The 20,607-nt window shown below is 41.5% G+C and carries 14 protein-coding genes; 8 read left to right on the forward strand and 6 right to left on the reverse strand.

Going from position 1 to position 20,607, the window contains the following annotated elements; all coding sequences use genetic code 11:
* Nucleotides 1-44 precede the first annotated feature (44 nt).
* Nucleotides 45-845: an N-acetylmuramoyl-L-alanine amidase family protein gene (locus tag DTA23_RS01845; RefSeq protein WP_046673952.1), complete on the reverse strand. Its 801-nt coding sequence runs from the start codon at nt 843-845 to the stop codon at nt 45-47.
* 201 nt (nt 846-1,046) lie between these two features.
* Here DTA23_RS01845 and DTA23_RS01850 point away from each other — a divergent pair, with 201 nt between their 5' ends.
* The 3 genes from DTA23_RS01850 (at nt 1,047) to DTA23_RS01860 (ending at nt 6,690) form a co-directional block, all read left to right on the forward strand.
* Nucleotides 1,047-3,680, forward strand: coding sequence for a putative LPS assembly protein LptD (locus tag DTA23_RS01850; protein ID WP_239468806.1), 2,634 nt, complete (start codon nt 1,047-1,049; stop codon nt 3,678-3,680).
* A gap of 276 nt (nt 3,681-3,956) precedes the next feature.
* Entirely contained in the window at nt 3,957-5,216 is a 1,260-nt protein-coding gene (locus tag DTA23_RS01855) for a competence/damage-inducible protein A (protein ID WP_112373666.1), read from the forward strand.
* Between the two features lie 112 nt (nt 5,217-5,328).
* Complete coding sequence (locus DTA23_RS01860) at nt 5,329-6,690, forward strand: dihydrolipoamide acetyltransferase family protein (RefSeq protein ID WP_112373667.1); 1,362 nt, start codon at nt 5,329-5,331, stop codon at nt 6,688-6,690.
* Between the two features lie 63 nt (nt 6,691-6,753).
* Here DTA23_RS01860 and DTA23_RS01865 read toward each other — a convergent pair whose 3' ends face one another.
* A complete protein-coding gene (locus DTA23_RS01865; RefSeq protein ID WP_070564888.1) occupies nt 6,754-8,130 on the reverse strand; it encodes an MATE family efflux transporter in 1,377 nt (458 codons plus the stop codon).
* Nucleotides 8,131-8,371: 241 nt separating this feature from the next.
* Between DTA23_RS01865 and DTA23_RS30070 the strand changes: the two genes are divergently transcribed.
* The 5 genes from DTA23_RS30070 to DTA23_RS01890 all read left to right on the forward strand — a co-directional run bounded on the left by DTA23_RS30070 (nt 8,372) and on the right by DTA23_RS01890 (nt 14,522).
* Nucleotides 8,372-8,893 (forward strand): Sec-independent protein translocase subunit TatA/TatB, encoded by a 522-nt coding sequence (locus DTA23_RS30070; RefSeq protein ID WP_070564886.1) that lies wholly within the window; start codon nt 8,372-8,374, stop codon nt 8,891-8,893.
* A gap of 85 nt (nt 8,894-8,978) precedes the next feature.
* Complete coding sequence (locus DTA23_RS01875; RefSeq protein ID WP_112373668.1) at nt 8,979-11,216, forward strand: Tex family protein; 2,238 nt, start codon at nt 8,979-8,981, stop codon at nt 11,214-11,216.
* Between the two features lie 184 nt (nt 11,217-11,400).
* Nucleotides 11,401-12,111 (forward strand): hypothetical protein, encoded by a 711-nt coding sequence (locus DTA23_RS01880; RefSeq protein WP_112373669.1) that lies wholly within the window; start codon nt 11,401-11,403, stop codon nt 12,109-12,111.
* 6 nt (nt 12,112-12,117) lie between these two features.
* Nucleotides 12,118-12,396, forward strand: a complete 279-nt coding sequence (locus tag DTA23_RS01885; protein WP_070564877.1) for a hypothetical protein — start codon at nt 12,118-12,120, stop codon at nt 12,394-12,396.
* A gap of 806 nt (nt 12,397-13,202) precedes the next feature.
* Nucleotides 13,203-14,522, forward strand: coding sequence for a serine hydrolase domain-containing protein (locus DTA23_RS01890; protein WP_112373670.1), 1,320 nt, complete (start codon nt 13,203-13,205; stop codon nt 14,520-14,522).
* Nucleotides 14,523-14,707: 185 nt separating this feature from the next.
* Here the strand turns inward: DTA23_RS01890 and DTA23_RS01895 are convergent, their stop codons facing one another.
* The 4 genes from DTA23_RS01895 to DTA23_RS01910 all read right to left on the reverse strand — a co-directional run bounded on the left by DTA23_RS01895 (nt 14,708) and on the right by DTA23_RS01910 (nt 20,586).
* Nucleotides 14,708-15,976, reverse strand: a complete 1,269-nt coding sequence (locus DTA23_RS01895) for a family 16 glycosylhydrolase (protein WP_112373671.1) — start codon at nt 15,974-15,976, stop codon at nt 14,708-14,710.
* Nucleotides 15,977-16,148: 172 nt separating this feature from the next.
* Nucleotides 16,149-17,306: a sialidase family protein gene (locus tag DTA23_RS01900; RefSeq protein ID WP_112373672.1), complete on the reverse strand. Its 1,158-nt coding sequence runs from the start codon at nt 17,304-17,306 to the stop codon at nt 16,149-16,151.
* Nucleotides 17,307-17,373: 67 nt separating this feature from the next.
* Nucleotides 17,374-19,362, reverse strand: a complete 1,989-nt coding sequence (locus tag DTA23_RS01905) for a family 20 glycosylhydrolase (RefSeq protein ID WP_112373673.1) — start codon at nt 19,360-19,362, stop codon at nt 17,374-17,376.
* 6 nt (nt 19,363-19,368) lie between these two features.
* Nucleotides 19,369-20,586 carry an AGE family epimerase/isomerase gene (locus DTA23_RS01910; RefSeq protein WP_112373674.1) on the reverse strand — a complete coding sequence of 406 codons (1,218 nt, stop codon included), beginning with the start codon at nt 20,584-20,586 and terminating at the stop codon, nt 19,369-19,371.
* Nucleotides 20,587-20,607 lie beyond the last annotated feature (21 nt).

Raw genomic sequence — 20,607 nt, forward strand, 5'->3', positions numbered from 1 at the left:
ATGATCATTAATTTAAGTTTAAAACAGCATAAAAGCAAATCTGTTTAGCGTTCTACAGAATTTTTATAAATTTTCAGAGCCGAAACTAAATTATTGACAATTTCCTGTTGCCCTTCATCAGACAATAGGTAGCTCTCTTCTTCTCTATTACTAATAAAGCCAATTTCTGTAAGCACAGCGGGCATACCTGCTTCAGCCAATACAGCTAAGCCTTTCTCCCAGAATCCTCTACTATATCGCCCTGCCTTCACATACTCACCTTCAATCATCTGCGCCAGACGAATACTTTTTTCACGGAATCGGTTTTTCATCAAGGAGAAGATGATAGCACTTTCAGGGTCTTTTGGATCAAATCCCTGATAATTTTCTTTATAGTTTGATTCCAGTAACAAGGACGCATTTTCACGAACTGCAGCATCTTGCTGTCCCAAACGATGCGAACCCGAGACCAATGTTTCGGTACCATGTGCGCTAGCACCACTGGAATTACAGTGTATTGAAATAAATAAATCTGCTTTATTGGCATTCGCCAAGCGAATACGTTTGTAAAGCTCAACAAATTCATCCGTCGTTCTCGTGTAGATGATCTTGATACCCGGAATATCTTTCTGAATCTGCTTTCCCAATTTTAACGCAACTTCAAGTGCTACATTTTTCTCCAACGATCGCCGCCCTTGTGCTCCGGTATCTTTACCGCCATGGCCCGCATCAATTACAATCGTTTTTATTTGGTAGTCTGGAGGCACTGCTTGCCCATTGTTTAATGTGAAAGAATTCAATAAAAAAAATCCCAAAGTAGCGAACACAACGCTACACCATTTTCTAATTCTTAAATCTGATTTCATTGAATAATTATTTGCTCTACTATAAACGAATCAAAATGCGTCAATATTATTTCTTTAATAGATAACGATATTTAACATATTTTCTATTGCTTTTTTGACTAATTTTGTCTCTCGAAGTTTAACATTATTTCACAAAAATAACATTTGTCTTTAATTTTGAAGTCGTTAATCAACATTTTAACACTATTTATCATTCTTGCAATGAGCAATGCTAGCTTTGCTCAAAGTAATATTCCATTAAAACAGAACGGACTTCAACGTAAAGATCCTATTTCGGCGACCAATAAATCGCAAGATACGAGTAAATCGAAAACTGCAGATACGACCAAATCTGTAAACGATACAACCAAGAAAAAAGAAAGTGGCTTGCAGGCCGAGGTGAGTATTATTGCGGTTGACTCGCAGAAATCTGAAGTTGCCAAGAATATCAGTCACCTTTATCGCGGCGCAAAGGTAAAGTATCAAGATTTTGAACTTTCTGCCGATTACATCCGTCTTGACCGAAACAAGAAAAAGATTTTTGCTTCGGGGATCTATGATAAAAGTGGTAAATATGTGGGGCGTCCGATCGTCATTATGGGAAATGGTGAATCACCGAAAACCGTAGATTCACTCTATTACGATTACGAAAAACAAGAGGGAAATACCTACGGTATTATGACCGAAGTTGATGGTGGATTTATCCAGGCCAATATTGTGCGAAAGAATATCTACGACGAAATGTCGATATACAAGGGATTATATAGTACCTGTAATCTACCCTATCCACATACCCATTTTGGCATTCATATCACCAAAGGAATTGTCACTAAAAACCAGATTATTTCCGGTCCGGCTTATCTTGTGGTGATGGGTGTACCTATGCCGGTGGCATTTCCATTTGCGTTTTTCCCAAAACCAGATAAAAGAGCATCTGGTTTTCTCTTCCCATCTTTTGGGGAAGATTATACCAGAGGATTCTCGATGCGGGATATCGGTTGGTATTTGGCCTTCAACGATTACTGGGACAGTGAGATTAGAGGTTCCTTGTATTCTAAAGGTTCATGGGAAGCGTCCATCAATACGCGCTATACCGTCAACTATAAATTTAACGGTGGTTTTAATATCCGTTATGCCAATACCAAAACGGGTATTGAAGGAACATCTAATTATGGCTCCAATAAGGATTTTAATGTCACTTGGAACCATACTCAACGCCAGGAAGCCAATCCAGGAACATCTTTCTCTGCAAGTGTTAACTTTGGTACAAGTTCTTTCTTTCAAAATACCGGAACCGGAAGTACACAAAACACCTATGAAAATCTTGCACGTAACCGTATGGGATCGTCCATCAGTTATGGAAAAGTATTTGCCGATGGCAAGGTAAACCTCACGGCCAGCTTAACGCATAATCAGGATATGGCTACGCGCAGTATACAGATGAGTTTACCCAACATCAGCTTAAACGTATCCTCTTTCAATCCATTTGACAGCAAAGACCGTGTCGGTGAACAAAAATGGTATCAACGCATCAATGTCGGTTATAGTTTCCAAGCACAAAACTCGGTAAGCACCATTGATACATTGTTATTTAAACCAGGGGGGTTCAAAAAATTCCAAAATGGTTTCCAACACAATATTCCAATCAGTTTATCACTCAATGCTTTTAAATATTTTCAGTTCAACACCAGTGTAAACTATACCGAGCGTTGGTATTTACAAAGTACACGACAAAGCATCGACAATACTGCCGCAGGTTATAAACAACGTATCGATACCGTTCAGGGATTCAATCGGGCATACGATTACTCTGTTTCGACCGGACTTTCGACCAAGGTTTATGGATATTACTATCCGAAAATCGGTAAGCTTCAGGAGCTCAGACACGTCGTTACACCGTCGATCAACCTGAACTATAGACCCGATTTTTCGGATCCAAGATATGGTTTCTATCAGCATTATAACGATCAATATGGAAACAGAAATGTATACTCAATCTTTAGTCAGGGTGTCTACGGATCTCCTTCTGCAGGAAAATCTGCAGGGATAGGTTTTTCCATTGACAATAACATCGAAGCAAAGGTCAAAAGTAAATCCGACACCACAGATGGTGGCTTAAAGAAAATCCCAATTCTTCAAGGTTTGACGTTCAGCGGAAATTACAACTTTGTGGCCGACTCGCTAAAGTTGTCCCCAATTACATTCTCTGGCCGTACAGCTTTTTTCGACCAAAAGATGAATGTAAACTTCAACGGTACATTTGATCCTTATTCGGTCAACGAAAATGGTGTCCGTGTCAATCGCTACGCCATTAAAGACGGTAGCCTTGCGCGCCTGACAAACTTTGGTCTTTCCTTTGACTATAGTCTGAATCCTAAGGCTGCGAAATCACGTAATAACAATATTGATTCTTTAAGAAAAGAAATGACAGGAGCGGGTATGACTCCCGAACAGGCACAAGCCTTAGCTCGAATCAGCTCAGATCCAAACGCATTTGTGGACTTTAACATCCCATGGAACCTTGCGGCATCGTTCAGTTTCACTATGGCAAAATCGTTCAACTCCAGTACACGAAGAATGCAGAGCCAGATCACAAGCACATTGAATTTACATGGCGACTTCAGTGTTACGCCAAAATGGAAAGTCACCTTTCAATCGGGGTACGATTTCAAACAGAAGGAAGTGGTCATGACCTCTTTCAATATCTATCGCGATCTGCATTGTTGGGATATGTCATTTGGCTGGATGCCTTTTGGGCGGTTCCGAAGCTACAACGTCACCATTCGTGCCAAGGCATCGATCTTACAAGATCTTAAGCTCACAAAAAGAGCCAGTTCAGGAGGCAGTTATTTTTAAAATAACTGCTTTTTTTTTGAAATGTTATATTCATATTGGCCAAAAAGAATTTTCAGTTTCTTTTCAAAAAACTTCTTCCATCAAATACATCTTAAACATTTCGTTGAGTCGCAATTTTATGTAAGTTTATATACTGAATCTTCTGGGATTGAATTTTCATTTTTTAGGCGCCAGCGTATGGACATTTTAACACCAGAAGATTGAGAAAATCAAACACGATACATACCCACATATGTATTTTTCACCGTAGGGATGTGTCGCATAATTATTTTAAAGATGAAAGCAGAGATTATTACCATAGGCGATGAGATTCTCATCGGTCAGATTATTGATACCAATTCAGGCTGGATTGCCAAACAACTGCTCCAATTCGAAGTCGATATCGTTCAAATGACATCGATCCCTGATACTGAAGAGGCTATTTCAACGACATTGAAAGAGGCTTCAACGCGGGCAGATCTTATTTTAATCACTGGAGGCCTGGGCCCGACGAAAGATGATGTGACAAAAAAAACCGCCGCAGCATATTTTGGAACCACCTTGATCCGCGATGAGCATGTACTTCGGCATGTGACCAACATATTTGAATCGCGCAATCTAAAAATGCTCGACATCAATCTACAGCAGGCCGATGTTTTAGCAAATTGTGAGGTCCTATTTAACGACTATGGAACCGCGCCCGGCATGCTGGTCCATCAGGACCAAAAGAAGTTTATTTTTATGCCTGGCGTGCCCTTTGAGATGAAATTTCTGATGGAAAAACATGTGCTGCCCCTATTAGCCAAACAGGATCCTGACTTATTTATCTGTCACGAGACCATTTTGGTTGGCGGAATCGGAGAATCATATTTGGCAGAAGAAATAAAGGATATCGAAGCAGAACTTCCTTCCAGCATAAAATTGGCCTATCTACCAACCTTGGCCTTTATCCGATTGAGACTCTCTGGAAAAAGCAGGAATAAATCTGACATTATGCTCCAGGTTGCCCTTTTTAAAACAAAGCTACTCCATCGTTTACAACACCATGTCATCGCGGACTATGACACAAGCATCGAGCCCTATCTGATTAAAGAGCTTGGCCGCCGAGGTGCTACATTGACTACTGCAGAAAGTTGTACCGGGGGTAGCCTCGCCGCTTCAATAACCGCTGTAGCGGGAAGCAGCACGATATTCCTTGGTGGTACCATCCCCTACTCCAACGCGTTAAAACAACAATTGTTGAACGTCGAGGAAGAAACACTAATCCAATATGGAGCAGTAAGTGAGCAGACTGCTATCGAAATGGCTTCCGGTTCAAAAAAGGCATTTTCTTCCGACTATGCTATTGCGACAACTGGAATAGCGGGACCAGGTGGTGGAACAGCTGAGAAACCAGTTGGCACTATTTGGGTGGCTGTTGCCGGGAAAAAAGAAATTTTAACCAAGAAGTTTCAATTTGATAACGACAGACTGATCAACATCGAACGTACCCGTATGAATGCTTTATTACTTCTATGGAAGTTGCTTGTAAAAGAAAAAGAACAGGATACACAATAAAGTAAAATAATATTTCAAAAAACACGTTATTTAAGGAATAATATTTTAAATTGTTGAAAGTAAACCACAATTTATTTAACTTCGTTTTTCTATAACGAGATTGCTAAAAAATATGGCTTTATATAAACTCTTGCTCCCAAAAATGGGAGAAAGTGTATCCGAGGCAACAATCACAAAATGGTTAAAACAACCTGGTGACCTGATTGAGGAAGATGACACTTTATTGGAAATTGCAACTGACAAAGTTGATTCAGAGGTACCTTCCCCTGTAAAAGGTGTTTTAAAAGAGCATTGCTATACCGTAGACCAGACTGTCCAAGTTGGTGAAGTCGTTGCAATTATAGAAATTGAAGGCGAAAATGAAGAACCTGCGATTCAAGCACAAGAAAATATCGCTCTTTCAGCGGCAACTCCCGAAGAGATCATAGCATTGAACATCCCAGGTGTAGACCAGCTGCCCAATGTAACAGCTGAAATTCCATCTTCTTCATACGAAAATACCCTTCGCTTCTATTCACCTTTAGTGAAAAATATAGCACGTCACGAAGGATTGTCCCAGGATGAACTTGACCGTATCCAGGGTACCGGAGCAGAGGGAAGAGTGACTAAGGAAGATATTTTAACGTATGTATCGCATCGGGATTCCTCCTCAAAATTGACAAAAGCCATTCCGGAAGAGCACACGAACACTAGCACGGGCATGGGTACGGATTCTCCAAAAATAACCTCCGCCGCTCCGTCGCATGTTCACACCGTTGCCAATGGCAGTGATGAAATCATTGAAATGGACCGTATGCGGAGATTGATAGCAGACCATATGGTCAAAAGCGTACAGACCTCTCCCCATGTATGTTCTTTTGTTGAGGCAGATGTCACCAATTTAGTTTTGTGGCGCAATAAAGTTAAAGATGCCTATAAAAAACGCGAAGGAGAAAACATCACGTTTACCCCTTTGTTTATCGAGGCTATTAGCAAGGCGCTCAAAGATTTTCCATTGGTCAATATATCGATCGACGGTTACAATATCATCAAGAAGAAAAACATCAATATTGGTATGGCTGCAGCATTGCCTAATGGCAATCTCATCGTTCCGGTCATCAAAAATGCTGACCAATTAAGCTTAGTCGGGTTGAGTAAAAGTGTCAACGACCTCGCACAACGGTCACGGGCGAATAAATTGAAGCCTGACGATACCCAAGATGGTACATTTACATTCACCAATATCGGCGCTTTCGGTAATATTATGGGAACGCCTATCATTAACCAACCGCAAGCTGCAATCTTGGCTGTCGGTACCATTACGAAAAAACCAGCGGTTATAGAAACAGAGTATGGCGATATGATTGGTATTAGACATATGATGTATCTGTCACTCTCTTACGATCACCGTGCAATCGATGGTGCTCTCGGAGGTACTTTCTTAAAACGTGTGGCCGACTACCTGGAAAACTGGGATAGCAATAGAGTAATCTAACAATCAGAATAAAAAAACGGCTCTTAACAGAGCCGTTTTTTGTTATTTAGTATATACGTTTTGTTACTTAAACATACTTTGTTCGAACTGTATTTTTTTCTTCTTAATCACCAATTGAAACCGCAGGTACAGTAAAAGCGAAGAGCTTAGCAGGCCCAGCGTTAACCCATACCAAATCCCCTTGATACCCCAGTTAAACACAACGCCCATGAGATAGCCGCTTGGTAGCCCAATAATCCAATAAGCGATAAATGTGATTAGGGTTGGTATATTCACATCCCCCATCCCACGTAAGACTCCCAGACCGACAACTTGCGTACCATCAAACAATTGGAAAAGGCCCGCAATAATCAACAGCTGAGAAGCAATAATCACCACGGCATGATCTGAGGTAAAGATATAAGGCAAATAATCATTCAATAGCGCGAACAAAGACGCCGTAATCACCATAAAGATCAACACCAATTGATACGACGTGATGGCAAATCGTTCGAGACGAAAAAGATTTCGATTACCATAACTATTCCCCACCTTGATTGTTGCAGCAGCAGCAATACCACTCGCCATCATATACGTCATCGCGGCCAGCTGTATGGCTACTTGATGAGAAGCTTGCGCTGTCGCACTTATGGTACCCGCTAATAAGGATGCCCCTGCAAAAGCCCCAATTTCAAAGACATATTGCATAGCCACGGGTGCCCCGATCCGTACGATCTTCAACAATCGCTCCCGATCGACCAATGTCACTTTAAAGTATTGAATATATCCTTTAAATTTCTGCGATCGCAAGACATAGGTCATCATCACAGACATCATTAACACACGGTCGATCAATGTACTGTATCCGACTCCCTTGACCCCCATTGGGCTGATGCCAAACATCCCTTTGACAAAGATGATCGCCAAAATAATGTTCAGTACATTCCCCCAAATAGTTACATTCATCGCTTGCTTAGTAAACCCCAGGCCTTCAGCAAATTGCTTAAAGGTGCTAAATACCATTAATGGAAGCATCGATAAACTCAGAATAAGCAAATAAGGCTTTGCCTCCTTCACCACAGCCGGATCTTGGTTGAGGTGATCGATCGCCAACATTGAACCAAAATAGACCAATGCGAATAACAAGAGTCCTGCAATAATATTTAACCAAAAGCTATTAGACAACAAAATGGCACATTCTTTTTTATTATCACGACCATTCTCCTGCGCAATCAACGGCGTGATGCCATACGCTATCCCCAAACCAATGACCATAACAACCATAAAAACAGCATGTACCAACGAAACTGCCGCCAATGGAATGGTTCCTGCAAAATGTCCAACAATCACACTATCTGCGGTATGCACCAGCGTATGTCCCAATTGTGAGATCACCACTGGCCCCGCCAATACCATCGTACTTTTGTAATACGGTTTAAATGTTTTAAATTTTCCCAACATAATCGATTTCCCCAAAAAATAGCCACAAAAATACGAAGATATTTCCGCCCTATCGTCATATTAAAAAATATTTAGCAAAAATATAACAATTTACACCCATCAAATAACCGCACTTTGTTAAGTAATTTTTATGTTTCAAATACCTTAAAATTATCTTAAATTTACTTTTGGGTCTAAGAACTATAGAAATATAAATGTACCTTAGCATCTAGTTAGTAATCAAAAGAAGAGGAAAAAGAGTATGTACAATCCAGTAATAGCATTTCTAAACATCGGAACACAAGAGATGATCTTAATTGTGTTTGCAATCTTGTTACTTTTTGGAGGCAAAAAACTTCCTGAATTGGCGAGAGGTTTAGGAAGAGGAATACGTGAGTTCAAAGATGCATCAGAAGGTATCAAACGTGAAATTTCAGATCAGATCAATAATTTCGAGAAAGACATAGACGTTAAAACAGAAGTAAAAGAAGAAGTTGTTCCTAATGATGTTCGTTTGGCTGAAGAGCAGGCTCAAGCAGCACACGAAGAAGGGGCTAAGCCCCAGGAAGCCGTAGAAGGTTCAGAAACAGATCAACCAAAGAAAAAATATGAATTCACAACACCTGCCGGTGTCGTCGAGCATAACCCACATAAACAACCCGATTATGGCGAAGAGCCATCTCACATCACGTACGGGTATAACGATCATTTTGCTGAAACGAAAAACAACGAGGTAGAAGATAAAAAAGTTCCTGAGCAGGACAATACCAGTAAACCTGCTTAATTTTACTACTTTAGTTTATAATTAGATATACTTAGAGCTGTTGAATCACCATTCAACAGCTCTACTTTTTAAGATTAAACCGACAATGAGCTTATCAACACACGAAATTACCATTGCTAATGAGCTTTCTATTAGCGAAAAACAAGTTCGCACGACTATAGCACTATTAGACGAAGGTGCTACCGTTCCGTTTATCTCACGCTACCGTAAGGAAATGACGGGTAGTTTGGACGAAGTTCAAATCACCACGATCAGAGATCGTTTCCAGCAGCTGCGTGATTTAGATAAACGTAAAGAAGCTGTTCTTAAATCGATCAACGATCAGGGAAAATTGACACCGGAGCTTGAGCAGCAGCTTTTGGGTGCCGAAACCATGGCCAGTCTCGAAGATATCTATTTGCCTTACAAACCCAAGCGTAAAACTCGCGCCAGTGTGGCACGTGAAAAAGGTCTGCAACCTTTAGCGGATCTCATTTTAGCACAAGAAATAGGAGATTTCCTCCCCCTTGCCGACAGTTTAATAGATGAAGAAAAAGGCGTTAAGAATACAGAGGAGGCACTAGCAGGTGCCCGCGATATCATCGCAGAGATCATTGCGGAAGATGCGACAGTGAGAGCCAAAGCGAGAGCGATATTCCTCGAAAAAAGCACATTTGTTTCACGGGTAGTTCCTGGAAAGGAAGAAGCTGCACTAAAGTATAAAGATTATTACGAATGGTCTGAACCGTTGAAAAATGCACCTTCACATCGTGTGCTGGCCATGCGCCGCGGAGAAAAAGAGGAATTACTCTATTTAGATATCGATATCAATGAAGAAGAAATTCTACCAGGTATCGAATCCATCTATATTAAGGGTTCCAACGATGCCGCAACTCAGGTAAAACTCGCCTTGGTCGATAGCTACAAGCGGCTGTTAAAACCTTCTATGGAGACGGAAATTCGTGTATTGACACGTCAAAAAGCCGATGAAGAAGCCATCAAAGTTTTTGCCGACAATGTGCGTCAACTACTTCTAGCCGCTCCACTAGGGCAGAAAAGGCTGCTCGCGATCGACCCAGGATTTCGTACAGGCTGTAAAACGGTTGTTCTGGACGAACAGGGACAGCTTAAAGAAAATACGGCCATCTTTCCGCATACAGGAGCCAATGGACTTGCAGAAGCAAAAAAAACAATTCAGTATCTAGTATCAAAATATGATATCCAAGCCATCGCAATCGGCAATGGGACCGCCGGTCGTGAAACGGAAGAATTTGTACGGAGACTCGGATTAAATAACGTTACCATCGTAATGGTCAATGAAAGTGGAGCCTCTATTTATTCGGCTTCCGAAACTGCCCGTGAAGAATTTCCAGATCAAGATGTTACGGTACGCGGCGCAGTATCTATTGGTAGACGGTTGATGGACCCATTGGCTGAACTGGTTAAGATCGATCCAAAATCGATCGGTGTCGGACAATATCAGCATGATGTAGATCAAAATAAACTCCAGACTTCATTGGATGATACCGTCATCAGTTGCGTAAATGCTGTCGGTGTCGAATTGAATACGGCCTCCAAACAAATTTTATCCTACGTTTCCGGTCTTGGTCCATCCCTGGCACAACAGATCATCAAATACCGGAATGAGAACGGTCCTTTTGCCTCCAGGCGCGAACTGAAAAAAGTTCCTCGCCTTGGCGATAAAGCCTTTGAACAAGCTGCAGGCTTTCTACGCATCCGCCATGCCGCAAACCCACTGGATTCGTCGGCGGTACACCCCGAGCGTTATGCATTGGTCGAACAAATGGCCAAAGACCTTGGCAAAAAAGTAGAAGATCTATTGACTGACGCTGACTTGCGAAAATCGATCCCTTTGAAAAACTATATCTCAGAGGAAGTTGGATTACCGACATTGAATGATATTCTCAATGAATTAGCGAAACCCGGATTAGATCCAAGGGAAAAGTTCGAACCATTCTCATTCACAGATGGCGTCAATACCATTGGGGATTTAAAAGTGGGCATGAAGCTGCCAGGAATCGTGACGAATATTACAAATTTCGGAGCCTTTGTTGATATTGGCGTACATCAAGATGGCTTGGTACATCTAAGCCAATTATCGAATCGCTATATATCGGACCCCCATGAAGTCGTCAAAGTACAGCAACACGTCATGGTAACAGTAACAGAAGTAGACGAAAAGCGTAGTCGTATCGCATTGTCAATGAAAACAGATGAAAAACCTGCGCTACCCAAAAACAAAAAAAATGAACCTAAAAAGCAGGCCGAGCCACAAACGGATATGGCCAGCAAGCTCGCTGCATTGGCGAGTAAGTTCAAATAGATAGTTGTAACATCCTATCGAAAAGCTGACCATTCGCCGGACTGCCCCTCATAAAAGTGCTTAACATTTTTTGGCGGCGCTGCGGCGACTGGTCAGCTTTTTTTTGATTCGATTAAATCCAATGTCCGTCATTCGTATCGCTGTTTTATTTTGTATCTTTAGAGGAAACAAGTTTAGACCCGTTATGAAAAATTGTACCTTACTATTCTTCCTATTTTTTGGAATTTATTTTTCTAAAATCCAGGCACAGCAACTTCACGACGGAGCCTATCTATACCAGGATGGCATCAATAAACACTTAATGCTCGTTAAAGATCATTATATCTCGTTCATAAGTTACGATGATGTCAGAAAACGTTTTCAACATACCTGGGGTGGGCCACTTGATAAACAGCCTAATCTGATCAATATCGCCATTGAGTATAATTCACAGGATTCATCTGCCATCGGCAAAACAACTCAATTGCCGTATCGGAGTGAAGCAGACTCCCTTCGCCTAAAAATAGCCAATAGCTATCATCTCTATATTAAACAGAAAAAAGTCCCGCAGGACCTGGACGCACTTTGGCGCATCACTGGTCGCCAACAAGGAGAAAAAATGCAGGATATTCCGAAAGCAGACCGTAAAACAATCAAAATATTGGTTGATGGCTATTTTCAATGGATAGCGATTAATCTTGCACAAAAAGGTTTCTATGGTACTGGCGGGGGCAATTATCAATACGATAACAATCGGTATACTGAAAAAATACAATTCTTTTCGAGAGACAATAATCGAGTTGGGCAAGAACTGGCCTTTGACGGTGAAATTGTAGATGGCAGATGGCAGCATAGAGGAAAAAGCTCGAAAGGAGACGATATTTATGAAATTTGGAGCAAAGAAATAACAGAATAAAAAAATATGACAATAGAAGAATTTCAATCACTTGAAAGTCCACTTCAGCATTGGACAGCGGTACAAAAGTCACTTTGGTATGATCTGAAAGGAAATTGGAAAACCGCGCACGACCTCATCGATCAATTGGGGGGAACTGACGCAGCACATGTTCATGCTTATTTACACCGCAAAGAAGGTGATCAATGGAATGCAGAATATTGGTATCGCCGCGCCAAACAAAATGTATACAGAGGCAATCTTGATGATGAGTGGAAAGAACTCTTCAAGTGTTACGTTGTGTAATAACAATTACCCTATTTTCGGACAGGGGCTGTTCTCTTTTATATACACATGCGGAAAGTTTGCCCAATAAAATAGGCGAAATTTTACCAAAAATTAACTCAATGCTTTTTCAAACTACTTAACATCTTTAAAAACATAAAAATATTACCAAATAAGATATAACATCAACTAAATCAAGTGATATTACGTAACAAAAATAACACAAAGAAAAATAGTATAAAACTAACGAGTAGAATGGCACAGATATTGAATATAGTCTACTATACTTGAGAAAGTATACTTTTCATAAATTTAGGTTAATAATTGGTTAGGTTAAACACTTGAAGTTCCCCACTTCAAGTGTTTTTTTTTAATCAATGCTTACCATCTTAACCCCACGCACCGCTTTTCTTTTTTAAGGGTCGTACCGCGTCACTCCCGCCATTTTTTCCATTAATTTCTGTCGGAACAAATGGGTGTCAAAGAGCGATCAAATTCGTCTTTTTCACAGTGCTTGTTCAGTGATTGTTCAGTGATCGCTCAGTGTAGACTGAATAAGTAATGATTAAAAACTGTATCAATACTGATTGAATAGTGGGATTAGGTATACGTTGGTATTTGCATGTATCAAGATTAATATTTACCTTAACTATTTGTAATCAAGCAATTGTGACAACCATCACAAATAGTTTGAGGCCCAAATTTTCACTCAAAGGTCCGGCAAAGACGAACACTATGCAGCATAACTTGCGGTCGTGGATGGAAAAGTGGCCTTTACTATTCGTCAGCGTTACTATTGAAACTCAGAAGTCTATTCACCATTAATTATGAAAAGAACCACCGTATTATTGTTCCTCGTAGGAACCCTATCAAACCCCGTCCTCAAAGCCCAGGAATTCACTCCTGTTCGTATGGATAGTCTCATGTCCGTCATGGACAAAAATAACGTCTGGATGGGCAGTATTGCGATCAGCAAAGGTGATCAATTGCTTTATCAAAAGACAATTGGATATGCCGATCTGGCGCAGAAAAAGAAAGCGACCATAGATACCCGTTATGGCATAGGCTCGATCTCCAAAACATTCACCGCAACACTTGTTCTAAAAACAGCTGAACTTGGAAAACTCCAATTAAACCAAACATTGTCCGTATACGTTAAGGGTATTCCCAACGCCGAAAAGATTACTGTTCGTCAATTGTTAAATCACAGCAGCGGAGTTCACAGCATCACGGACGACAAAGATTATTTGACATGGAACACTAAACCGCAAACAGAACAGGAACTTGTCGCACGCATCATCAAAGGCGGAGTTGAATTTGACCCCGGCAGCAGGCATGTATATAGTAATTCAAACTACATTCTACTTACTTATATTCTGGAAAAAGTATGGAAAAGAGACTATGCTTCTTTATTGAAAGAGTATATCAGCCAGCCACTAAAGTTGGAACAAACCACATTTGGCCGTCCACAAAATAACGGCAGTGATCTGAGCGAATCTTATCGGTATACACAAGAATGGACCCTTGAACCACACACGGACAACTCAGTTCCGCTTGGTGCTGGCGCAGTGTGGTCAACTCCGGCAGACCTGGCCAGATTTTTCAATGCATTATTTAGCCATAAAATCATCAATGCTGCAAGCCTGGAAGAGATGAAAAAAATAGATCAGGGCTATGGGATCGGCTTATTCCAATTGCCCTTCTATGAACATGTAGGCTTTGGCCACACAGGCGGTATAGACGGTTACTCTTCTGTCGCTGGCCATTTTGATGATGGCAATTATAATGTCGCTATCATTAGTAATGCCAACAATTATACTAATAATGAAATTTTAAAGTTCAGTCTGGGCGAACTTTATAAAAGGCCCTTTCCACTTCCTGATCTTGCGGAATTACAATTGACGGAGGAAGAAATTTCAAGTCTCATTGGCGAATATAAAAGCGAGCAACCTCCTATTCAGATAAATATTACGAGAGAGGGCAACAAGGTATTTGGACAGGTCGTTGGTCAATCTTCATTTCAGCTAAAAGCGAAGGATAGAAACACGCTGGTCCAACCGCAATTTGGTGTAAAGATCGTCTTTGAACGTAACGAAAACAAAATGACACTCTATCAAAATGGACATACACTCGTTTTAAGGAAATAAGGAGATACTGCCGTTAACTACCGCAACGATTCATGGCCCTTATTCGGCACTATCTGAAATTTTTAATTAGGTAGTTATGAAGTTATATCGACATCCTCCATGCGGACCGATGCCCTCGTCATCACGCAATATCGCTAAAAGAGCTGTGGCTGAACTAAAACCACTGCTCTTTCAACTAACGTGTCTTACAGTTTTTCTAAATAGAAATCATCACCATACACAGTACCGCTCAAGGGTTTATAGAAATAGACCGTAGCCGTAGTATTATTGGCGCCAGTTGTAAAAGTAACCGAAGCATTGGAATAGCTGGTCGTACCAATAGTCGCATTGACTGCAGTTCCACCAAAGTTTTTGACGCCGATACTAACTGACTGGCCAGCTGTAGACACTTTGGCGTAGCCACCGAACCGATAGGTCGTATTTGGCGTTAAACCGGTCAGGTATTGTTCAATGGATGTCTCCCCGCCCGTTTCGCGGATGCATCTGCTTCCTGTCCGGGCGTCGGTGAAAACGACCGATGATCCGCCACCCCATGTTGTCCATGGATAGATGGTACCACTTTCGAAATCGCCATTGCTAAATAAAGGTAGCTTATACACACGTACATAATCAACCTGCATACTAAAGGGCAGGTCAGCATTTGTGATCGCTCCTGGCCATCCAGCTCCACCGGCCTGATTTAAAATCAGATAAAAAGGTACGTCAAATGGCCATTGTTGCGTTCCGCCACCAGAAACCCTTGCGTAGGTATATTGCAATACATTGTTGACGTAAAATCGAATGTCGTTTGGACTCCAGATCATCGTATATAAGTTGTAATCTGTCGTATTATAAGTGGCCGCTTTTGAAGCGGTGCTTCCACCATTTGCATTAGTAACCGAGCTATTATGGATCGTATGATACATCACACTTTCGTTGTTGACATGCTCCATAATATCAATTTCACCACAGGCTGGCCAGCCTCCATACGCCGCAGCCGGTTCGGGCATCATCCAAATCGCAGGCCAGGAGCCTCTTCCTTGTGTAAACTTAGCCCTCACTTCAACTTTACCATAAGTCATACTAAATTTTCCCATCGACTTAACTCCACCCGCATGATAGGCAACAGGATCTCCGGCTACAACAGCATTATCCATACGCAATACAAGATTGCTCCCGTCTTGGGATGCATAAGCCGGCAAGGAGGTCATATACTTATTCCATGCGACAGTGCCCCTGTCTGCATAAGACCATTTTGTGGAATCAAATCTCCCGTTACTATTAAACTCGTCCGACCAGATCAGTTCGTAATCTGTTGTCGCTACGGCAGTAGCATTGAATAGCTTAGTCGAGGCCTTCGCCTTACTGACTTCCGGAATCGAAGTTTTTGTTGTTGTCGAGTCTTTTTTGCAGGCAAAAATAGACAGGCTAGTTGCGATTAGGCTCAACACCAGCCAAAATCTGGTTTTTCTCATTTAGTTTTGGATTATTGGTTTTAATTAAGTTTATAGCGTTATTTGACAGCCTGTGGAGCAAGCTGCATTAGAAACGAAGATTCATTTTTTCTTTCATTTCTTCCTTCCTGTTTTAACCAAAAGGAAGAAATGAAAGAAAATGTGTATTATTTCGATAACACGATGTGCCTGATTATTTAAAATTTACTGGCAGAAAGACAATTTTCCTGTAATTCTCTTTTTCAAATAGAACACCGAGTTTATTTTTATTTAAAAGTACTAAATCGGAATAAGCAGCATAATCCCCTTTCACACCTTCCGGAGCTTTGGCAACGACCTGATTGAAATACCATGTTTTGCCCTGATCTTTACTTAAACGAACGGTTAGATTGTCCCTTCTATGGGTTGATGCAGCATTACAAACAGCCAATACATATTTCCCTTTCTTTTGCCAGGAAAGTACCGAGCCCTGGTTGACTGGATCGGCCAGATTTTTATCATAATAGGTTGTATCCCAACTGACACCACCATCACTGGAATAGGACACAATCCTCGATTTTACGTTACCTTGTTGATTACGGGAATTCATATACAGTTCTGTATGCGATATTTGCGCGGCCATGGTTTCATTTGATCCTTCAAATTTCACGCTCGCCCCTATCTTGAAGGTCTTTCCATGATCGTCCGAGTAATACGAATGCGCAAAATAATCCTTGCCATTTTCTTTCGGATTTCCTTCAGAATGGTTGGCAGGAATATAAATGCGTCCTTTATACTTACCAGAATCAAATTGTAAAGCATGCCCAGGTGTATTCGCATAGGTTCGCCAATCGTCCTTGAAGGTATATTGCGCATTCACTGACGGTTGATTGGGGCGATGTGTCTCGAGCGTAATATTCTGTGGCTTGGACCATGTTTTACCGCCATCGGATGAACTAATTGACCAACATTCCCGCAAGCCATTCCCTTTGCGCACTTCTCCCTCATGATTATTCCCCGTATTGTAAAAAAGTAAGAGACGTCCTTGAGGATATGCTGGATCCAATAGATCAACTACAGGTGCCGGATTTCCGACCTGTAAATTATCGTTGTCCACAGCGACTTGCAATGGCCCCCAGGTCTTTCCATTATCCTTACTGGTTTTATAAACAATATCCACATTACCAAAATCGCCGGCATGATCCACCCGACCTTCGGCAAAAGCAATTAACTGCCCATTTTTATCCTTTACAATGGCAGGTATGCGATAGCTTTTATAGCCCTCTTCGCCTGAAACAAACACATTCACTTCCTGTGCATGGCAGATACTGGCTAACATTGCAAATACCACCATTGTTCCTAATTTCTTCATATCGATATAAGTTTATTGTTACTTTTCTTTAAAATTTCATCTGCATTCATGCATTGTGATATACGATTTACTGCTCCCTTTCAATCGGGAGGCAGGTAAACATCCATTTTAGTGGATTTTGCCAGTCTTTCCCTTGTAATTTCCCCACAGGCAGTTTGACTACAATGGTATTCCATCCCTTGCGCAATTGAATCATCGTAGGACTTCGGTAACTGTATCCCTCATCAATTAAGGGGACTTCCAAGTCTCCTTTTTTGCCCGCCTGTTGCCAATCTGGCGGAAGCACTTTATGTCCATTGACCCAAAGTGTGCTCATTCGATCGTCCCAGGTCCCCAAATGTGGTGAATCACTGGCATACGAACGCGAGAGATCATTAAAACCGATCCAAAAACCTTGGTTGCCCCCTTTTTCACTCCACACTTTGCTCAGGGCATACACGGTACTATTTTCAAGTGGACGGTCAATCGCCCCTTTAACAACATCAGCCCACCAATGGCGCAATACAATGGTACCTCCGTAAAACTCGCCGATCTTTTTCAAAGCGTTAAAATCTCCTGCAGCTTCATTTTTTAAGGCCATACCCAGATCGCCTTTATTTTCCACAGGCCCGTATAATATCCATTTTTGCCTACTTTGTTGGTGGTAGGGAAAGATAAGACCATTAAAATACAGTTGTTTATGTGCAAGTAAACGCTTTTCAAATTCGACAAAATCAGCCAATCCTTTCACATCCGTTTTGATATTACTACGCCATGCAAAATCCCCTCCCCCTCGCCAGCTGCGCTCCGCAAATGTCAATAAAGCGGGGTAAACTCCATTTTGACGAAATAGATCGTTTTCATTCTTCACCGCGCGATCGGGCCATGAACATAGCGTCGCACCCATTAACTTTTCATTTTCTGAAGACTGTCCGCCCAACTGCCTATAGAACAAGGTCGTCACCGTTTCTAAAGGATCCATGTGATTGATGTACAAGTGCTTTGAATCAATGACTTCAAAAGGCGAATCATTGGTAATAGCTTTTGGGCCACCCATCCAAAGCTGCCGGATTGTGTTTGGCTGCAAATTGCCGCCGGGTTCCCAACCAATAGTTTTTAGACCCAAATCCTCCGTCCATATTGTCATCATCGGTAAAAATTCTTGATTATGAATTTTCACCTCATCCCCCCCAATATGCAGATAAGGTAGTCCCGGATAAGTGTTTGCAAATTCCTTAACCAGTTCCTTGAGGATAGCTATGCCGCTATCGCTCTGCATATCAGTTTTAAAATAACGGCGAAATGCTGCTGAATGTCCCGGCAAATCAATTTCGGGTACAAGTTGGATATGCCGATCACGACAATACCGAATTAGTTCTTGCATTTCCTCAACGGTATAATACTTTCCCTTCCAACGCTCCATATTCGTCGAGTCGGTCAAACCGGGATATTTTTTGCTGATCAGTCGCCAAGCAATATCCTCAGTGAAATGAAAGTGAAAAATATTCAGTTTATAGCGCGCCATGACATCGATCTGCTCCTTTAGCACATCCATTGACTGAAAATTTCGTCCGACGTCTACCAAGTAACCGCGCCAGCGAAAGGAAGGATAATCGGTAATGGAGCAATAGGGCAACTTGCCATCACTGCGTCTGAGTTGACCCAGAGTTTGTAAGGCATAAAAAACACCGGCACTCGTTCTGGCTTCGATCTGTATTCCCTGTTCATCTACGTCGATCCGATAAGCCTCCAATGATGCCGAAGGTAAAACCAATTCGTGATCACAAACAATGGTGATATTTTTATTCTTGAAGTTGTCGAAAATAACCTGAGTTACATTCCAATCTTTCAACAAGAGGCTTAACATCTGCCTATCAGCATTTTCAACCTCCCCTTTGATATGCACATGGACAAGATCCGGCAAACAATAACGCCCTGTTTTCCAGCTCACAGCATGGGGCATAGGAAGCAAAGGAGGTTTGATTGAATCCGGTAGACAGCATAAAGGACTGATTAAAATAAGAATAACCAGCAGACCGGATAGCAATGTACATGTAATGGACTTTTGGTGCTCCATAATCTTCTACTTAAGGGAATTAAATTCCTTTAAAGTTTGCATACAATACCATTCTTGGCGAGGGAGATGGAAAGGACCTTTAAACAAATTCCCTTTTGCGGTTTGGGCAATCTTCCCATCACGATGGAGGTAACCATACCACTCACCATTGATTTTATCGTGAAAATGATCATAGGCATACTGATTGATCTGCTGATGCCAATTTTTATATTTCTCATTCCCAGTCATCAGGTAAGCGAGTAATGTTGCGATAATCGTTTCATTCTGCGGCCACCAAAATTTCATATCTTGCCAATATTCTTGTACTGGCTTTCCATAGACATCTCGAAAATAGAGTATACCACCATATTCTTTATCCCAGCCCCGTTCCCACATATAATCCAACATACGACAGCCTAGGTCAATCAAATGCGGATCGTTTCCCCGGGATCTAGCTTCATGGAGGATAAACCAAGCTCCTTCGATAGCATGTCCGGGATTGAGTGTACGACCGTCAATATGATCGACAATTTCACCTTCAGGTCCTACTTGTTCCATCACGCAGCGAATATCGTCCTTAACAAAATCACGTTCAATCTGTGCGATACAATCACTGATGACACGATCACAACGCGGATCCCCAATGGTCTCACGAATCTGCTGTGCCGTATTGATCATAATCATCGGCACACCTATTCCCTTCATTGGCCTTGTGGCTTCATACTTTGGTTCGATCAATTTTTCTCCATTTGCATACGCGAGGCAAATTCCCAGCAGATGTCGTGCTTCATCTGCTATCTCCTCATCTCCAGTCGCTTTTGCATAGGCTGCAAAGGCGATTGCTGCGAAAGTCTCCGAAAAGAAATAGCGACGCATACGAATAGGATCGCCTAGGCGGTCAACATGAAAATACATTTTTCCATTAGCGTCAAAACAATGCTCTTTCAAAAATTCATAGCCGATTCGGGCTCCTTCCAGCCATTCCTCTTTTTGTTCAACCGTATTGTAAAGTGTGGCCAGCAACCAGCATGCCCTTCCCTGTATCCATACGGCTTTATCGGTATCTATCAAAGTCCCATCCTGATCGCGCATGAACAAATATCCGCCATATTCATGGTCAATGGACCGTGGAAACCAAAATGGTACAGTGTCTTTTAAAAGCTGATCACGATAGAATACTTCCAAATCCTTCAAGTAATCCCTGTCTATTATTTTTGCGGTATCTTTTATACTTATCTGTTTCATGTGTTTTACTACTTACATCAA

The organism is Sphingobacterium multivorum, assembly GCF_900457465.1.
Lineage (GTDB): Bacteria > Bacteroidota > Bacteroidia > Sphingobacteriales > Sphingobacteriaceae > Sphingobacterium > Sphingobacterium multivorum.

Bases quoted from the DNA above. Each gene is read 5' to 3' on its own strand.
- DTA23_RS01845 (WP_046673952.1), bottom strand. From the start codon at position 845: ATGAAATCAGATTTAAGAATTAGAAAATGGTGTAGCGTTGTGTTCGCT.
- DTA23_RS01850 (WP_239468806.1), top strand. From the start codon at position 1,047: ATGAGCAATGCTAGCTTTGCTCAAAGTAATATTCCATTAAAACAGAAC.
- DTA23_RS01855 (WP_112373666.1), top strand. From the start codon at position 3,957: ATGAAAGCAGAGATTATTACCATAGGCGATGAGATTCTCATCGGTCAG.
- DTA23_RS01860 (WP_112373667.1), top strand. From the start codon at position 5,329: ATGGCTTTATATAAACTCTTGCTCCCAAAAATGGGAGAAAGTGTATCC.
- DTA23_RS01865 (WP_070564888.1), bottom strand. From the start codon at position 8,130: ATGTTGGGAAAATTTAAAACATTTAAACCGTATTACAAAAGTACGATG.
- DTA23_RS30070 (WP_070564886.1), top strand. From the start codon at position 8,372: ATGTACAATCCAGTAATAGCATTTCTAAACATCGGAACACAAGAGATG.
- DTA23_RS01875 (WP_112373668.1), top strand. From the start codon at position 8,979: ATGAGCTTATCAACACACGAAATTACCATTGCTAATGAGCTTTCTATT.
- DTA23_RS01880 (WP_112373669.1), top strand. From the start codon at position 11,401: ATGAAAAATTGTACCTTACTATTCTTCCTATTTTTTGGAATTTATTTT.
- DTA23_RS01885 (WP_070564877.1), top strand. From the start codon at position 12,118: ATGACAATAGAAGAATTTCAATCACTTGAAAGTCCACTTCAGCATTGG.
- DTA23_RS01890 (WP_112373670.1), top strand. From the start codon at position 13,203: ATGAAAAGAACCACCGTATTATTGTTCCTCGTAGGAACCCTATCAAAC.
- DTA23_RS01895 (WP_112373671.1), bottom strand. From the start codon at position 15,976: ATGAGAAAAACCAGATTTTGGCTGGTGTTGAGCCTAATCGCAACTAGC.
- DTA23_RS01900 (WP_112373672.1), bottom strand. From the start codon at position 17,306: ATGAAGAAATTAGGAACAATGGTGGTATTTGCAATGTTAGCCAGTATC.
- DTA23_RS01905 (WP_112373673.1), bottom strand. From the start codon at position 19,362: ATGGAGCACCAAAAGTCCATTACATGTACATTGCTATCCGGTCTGCTG.
- DTA23_RS01910 (WP_112373674.1), bottom strand. From the start codon at position 20,586: ATGAAACAGATAAGTATAAAAGATACCGCAAAAATAATAGACAGGGAT.